The organism is Parvibaculum sp., assembly GCF_049672805.1.
Classification (GTDB): domain Bacteria; phylum Pseudomonadota; class Alphaproteobacteria; order Parvibaculales; family Parvibaculaceae; genus Parvibaculum.
Genome location: NZ_JBATWS010000168.1, coordinates 1 through 3,744 on the forward strand (window position 1 = coordinate 1; position 3,744 = coordinate 3,744).

Consider the following 3,744-nt stretch of genomic DNA (forward strand, 5'->3'; position numbering starts at 1 on the left):
TGTGAACGAGATCATTCGGCTTCTCGGCTCGCATAATCTTCTGGCGGCACCGACACAGGCACAGCTCAATCATCCCGAACTTCGCCCCCTGATCGACCGCTACATGCATGGCGCAAATGGTATCGACGCAGAAACGCGCGCACGGCTTTTCCGCCTTGCCTGGGATTTCACGGGCAGCGCGCTTGGCAGCCGAGGCGAACAGTATGAGCGTTTCTATCTTGCATCGGGTGCCCGCAATCAACAGCTCGCGCATATGATTGCAGACCGGTCCCGGGCTGATCGTCTGGTTGATCGCTTCCTGAAGGAAGACGGCGTCCTCGCCCCCGAACTCAAGCTCGCGGAGGCGGTGTGATGAGCACAAACATCGTGAAGGTTGCCGGTGTAGAGGTTTCGACCGATCACTGGATCGGAGGAAAGCGTGTGGCCTCGAAGGAGAAGTTTGCAAACTTCTCACCGATCGACGGCTCTCACCTCGCCGATATATCGGCGGGCGGAAAAAGCGAGGCCGATGCGGCGGTCGCAGCAGCGCGGAAAGCATTTCCGGCCTGGGCGGCCCTCGGCCCCAAGGGGAGGCTTCCCTATCTAAAGAAGTTTGCCGAAGGTATCAGGGCGCGGGCGAACGAGCTTGCGGCCGTCGAAACGATGGATAATGGCTCGCTGCTGATGGGCAATATCCATCGTGTCGTGCCGCGCGCGGCGCAGAACATCGAGTTCTTTGCGGACTGGGCGCTTACGCTTGACGGGCATGTGATCGACTCGCCGGAAGTCGTGAACCATGTGAAGTATGACCCGGCAGGTGTTGCCGTTCTTATTACCCCCTGGAATGCGCCGCTGATGCTGACGACGTGGAAGGTCGGGCCGGCGCTTGCGGCGGGCAACACCGTTGTCGTGAAGCCACCGGAATGGGCACCGCTGACATGTTCGCTCATGGCAGACATTGCACATGAAGCGGGGATTCCTGCAGGTGTACTGAATGTGGTGCAGGGCATTGGCGAGGTCGCGGGTGATGCGCTGGTGAACCATCCCGACATAGATCGCATCAGCTTCACCGGCTCGACCGATACGGCGAAGATCATCGGCCGTGCGGCGGCAAGTTCGATCACGCCCCTGAGCGCAGAGCTTGGCGGCAAGTCGCCTTTTATCGTCTGCGCTGATGCAGATCTTGAAGCGGCTGCGCAAACGGTTGCGGGGCAGTACATGAATGCGGGGCAGGTGTGCCTCGCGGGCACCCGCATCATGGTGGAGAAGAAAATCGAGGAAGAGTTCCTCGAAAAGGTCCGCACCGCCGCAAGCCACATGGTGTTGGGGGATCCGCGCGACAAGAATACGCGCGTCGGTCCTCTGATCCACAAGGAGCATTTCGCGCGCGTGGTGGGCTTTGTCGAGCGCGCCAAGGCGGATGGAGCTGTTCCGCTCTGGGGCGGGTCTCAGGCAAATATCGGCGAACTCTATTTCGAGCCGACGCTTTTCGCTCAGGTAAGCCCCGGGCTTGAGATTTCGCAGAAGGAAGTCTTCGGGCCTGTTCTTACCTGGCAGAGCTTTACCTCGGATGATGAAGTGGTGGCGCTTGCCAATAACACGCGCTACGGCCTTGCGGGCACGCTGTTCAGTCAAAACGAGAAGCGGGCAATGGATATTGCCTCGCGTGTGACGGCTGGCACCTTCTGGGTCAACTGCTTCTTCATTCGCGATCTCGCAGCACCCTTCGGCGGGGCGAAGGATTCCGGCCTTGGCCGAGAGGGCGGGAACTGGAGCTTCGACTTCTACAGCGACATCAAAAACATTGCCGTACGCAAAGACAGTTTTGCGGGCTAGGGGAGGGAAACATGGCAGCGGAAGTCACAGAGCTTGGCTATGTAACGTTGGGGGTCAGTGACATAAAGGCCTGGGAGCGGTTTGCTTCCCGGATTCTTGCGGTCGAGGTGCGGCCCGGCGAAGACGAGAAGACGCGCTATCTGCGCATGGACTATTGGCATCATCGTATAAAGCTGGTGGAAGACCCGGCTGATGACCTGCTTGCCATGGGGCTTCGCGTGGCGGGTGTGCTGGAATTTCGGGAGATGGCCTCAAGGCTGGAAGCAGCGGGCGTGCCGGTGCGGATCGGAAGCAAGAGTGAGGCCGCCGCGCGCCATTTGCTTGAGGTCATGTTCGTGACCGATCCCAACGGGTTCGATATCGAAATATTTCACGGACCTCTGGTTCAGTATGATCGCCCCTTCTATCCGGGGCGGGGAATGCATGGCGGTTTCAGGACCGCGGGTGGCGGGTTCGGCCATATGATGCTGAACCGGCGCGCCGACTTTGAGGAACTGCATGCTTTCTACACTCTTCTCGGAATGCGTGGCGGGGTTGAATACAAGATCGCCATTCCGGGCCTTGAAGAGCCGGTCGAGCTCATGTTCCTCCACTGCAACACGCGGCAGCATACGCTCGCCTTTGGCGGAGAAGCGGAGAAGCGGATCAACCATCTGATGTTCGAGATGCAGAGGCTGGAAGATGTTGGCCTCACCTATGACATCGTCCGCGAGGCGGGGCTGCCGATCATTATCGAACCGGGAAGCCACGCGAACGACCACAACTATTCCTTCTATTTCAAGAACCCGTCAGGGTTCATGAATGAAATCGGATGGGGTGGTCGCGAGCCGACAGGACAGTCTGAATATTATCAGCGCGATTCCTACGGTCACATGCCGATCTTTGAGAACATGAAAGGCTTCATGGTGCCCGCCTGAGGCGCTGTGACCTGCAACTGAAATCGGGAGAGAGAAATGTCGGTTCTTGAAGGTCCGCGCGAAGAGTGGCGGCGAATACTCCATCAGGGAACGCCTGTCTGGGTGAAACCCGAGGAAGGCGGCATATTGCGCCTTGGTGACGGCCGGGTGGTGGATGAAGCGAGTGCGACCTATCTGCCGCCTTGCGATCCGACCAAGATCATCTGCATTCATCTGAATTACGACTCGCGTCGTGTCGAGTTCAAGGCGCCGCCGCTCGTCACGCCGACCTATTTTCAGAAGCCGCTTACAACACTCAATTCACACGGCGGCTTTCTGAACCGCCCGGCAGATTGCCAGTATCTGAATTATGAAGGCGAGATTGCTGCAATCGTCGGCAAGCCGATGCGCAATGTCGCACTGGAAGAGGTCTGGGATCATCTTGCGGGCTTTGCTCCGGCAAATGATGTCGGCGCTCAGGATTTCCGTGATACGGATGCCGGCTCCATGCTCCGGGTAAAGGGGCAGGACGGGTTCTGCCCCATCGGCCCCGGCGTTGTGCGTGGCGTCGATATTCGCAAGGAAAGCGTGCGAACCTATATCAACGGCAAGGTGGTGCAGGACGGGCCGGTCAGCGAGATGACTTTCCCCATCGATTACATCTTTGCCGACCTGTCGCGACACATCACCTTCCTGCCCGGCGACATCGTGCTGACGGGCACCCCGGCCAACTCCCGCCCCATGAATATCGGTGATGTCGTGGAGGTGGAGGTAACCGGCGTTGGCCGCCTTTCGAACACCGTGCAGGAAGCGCCCGCGCCAATGCACAAGGTCGGACACCAGCCGACCGACAGTGACGCAGTTCGCCGCGTCGCGCTGGGGCAGTTTTGATGGCACCTTGAACGCACTACACTTGCGGCGGCAACAGCCGCGCTGGTGGCGCAGGACCTGCGACCTGTGGCAAGCTTGAGAGCTTCGCTCAGGGGAGGAAGCGGTGAAACGCTTCCGAAAGTTACGCAGGATGAATGAACTG

At 59.2% G+C, this 3,744-nt stretch carries 4 protein-coding genes; all 4 read left to right on the forward strand.

Features of this window, described 5'->3' with window-relative positions; genetic code table 11:
- Positions 1–352: 4-hydroxyphenylacetate 3-hydroxylase C-terminal domain-containing protein (locus WBF74_RS05455; protein WP_424436360.1), on the forward strand; the 352-nt coding region annotated here is incomplete at its 5' end.
- Complete coding sequence (locus WBF74_RS05460; protein ID WP_424436363.1) at positions 352–1,815, forward strand: aldehyde dehydrogenase; 1,464 nt, start codon at positions 352–354, stop codon at positions 1,813–1,815. The genes WBF74_RS05455 and WBF74_RS05460, both read left to right, overlap by 1 nt.
- 11 nt (positions 1,816–1,826) lie before the next feature.
- Entirely contained in the window at positions 1,827–2,732 is a 906-nt protein-coding gene (locus WBF74_RS05465; protein WP_424436366.1) for a VOC family protein, read from the forward strand.
- 36 nt (positions 2,733–2,768) lie between these two features.
- A complete protein-coding gene (locus tag WBF74_RS05470; RefSeq protein WP_424436369.1) occupies positions 2,769–3,602 on the forward strand; it encodes a fumarylacetoacetate hydrolase family protein in 834 nt (277 codons plus the stop codon).
- Positions 3,603–3,744 lie beyond the last annotated feature (142 nt).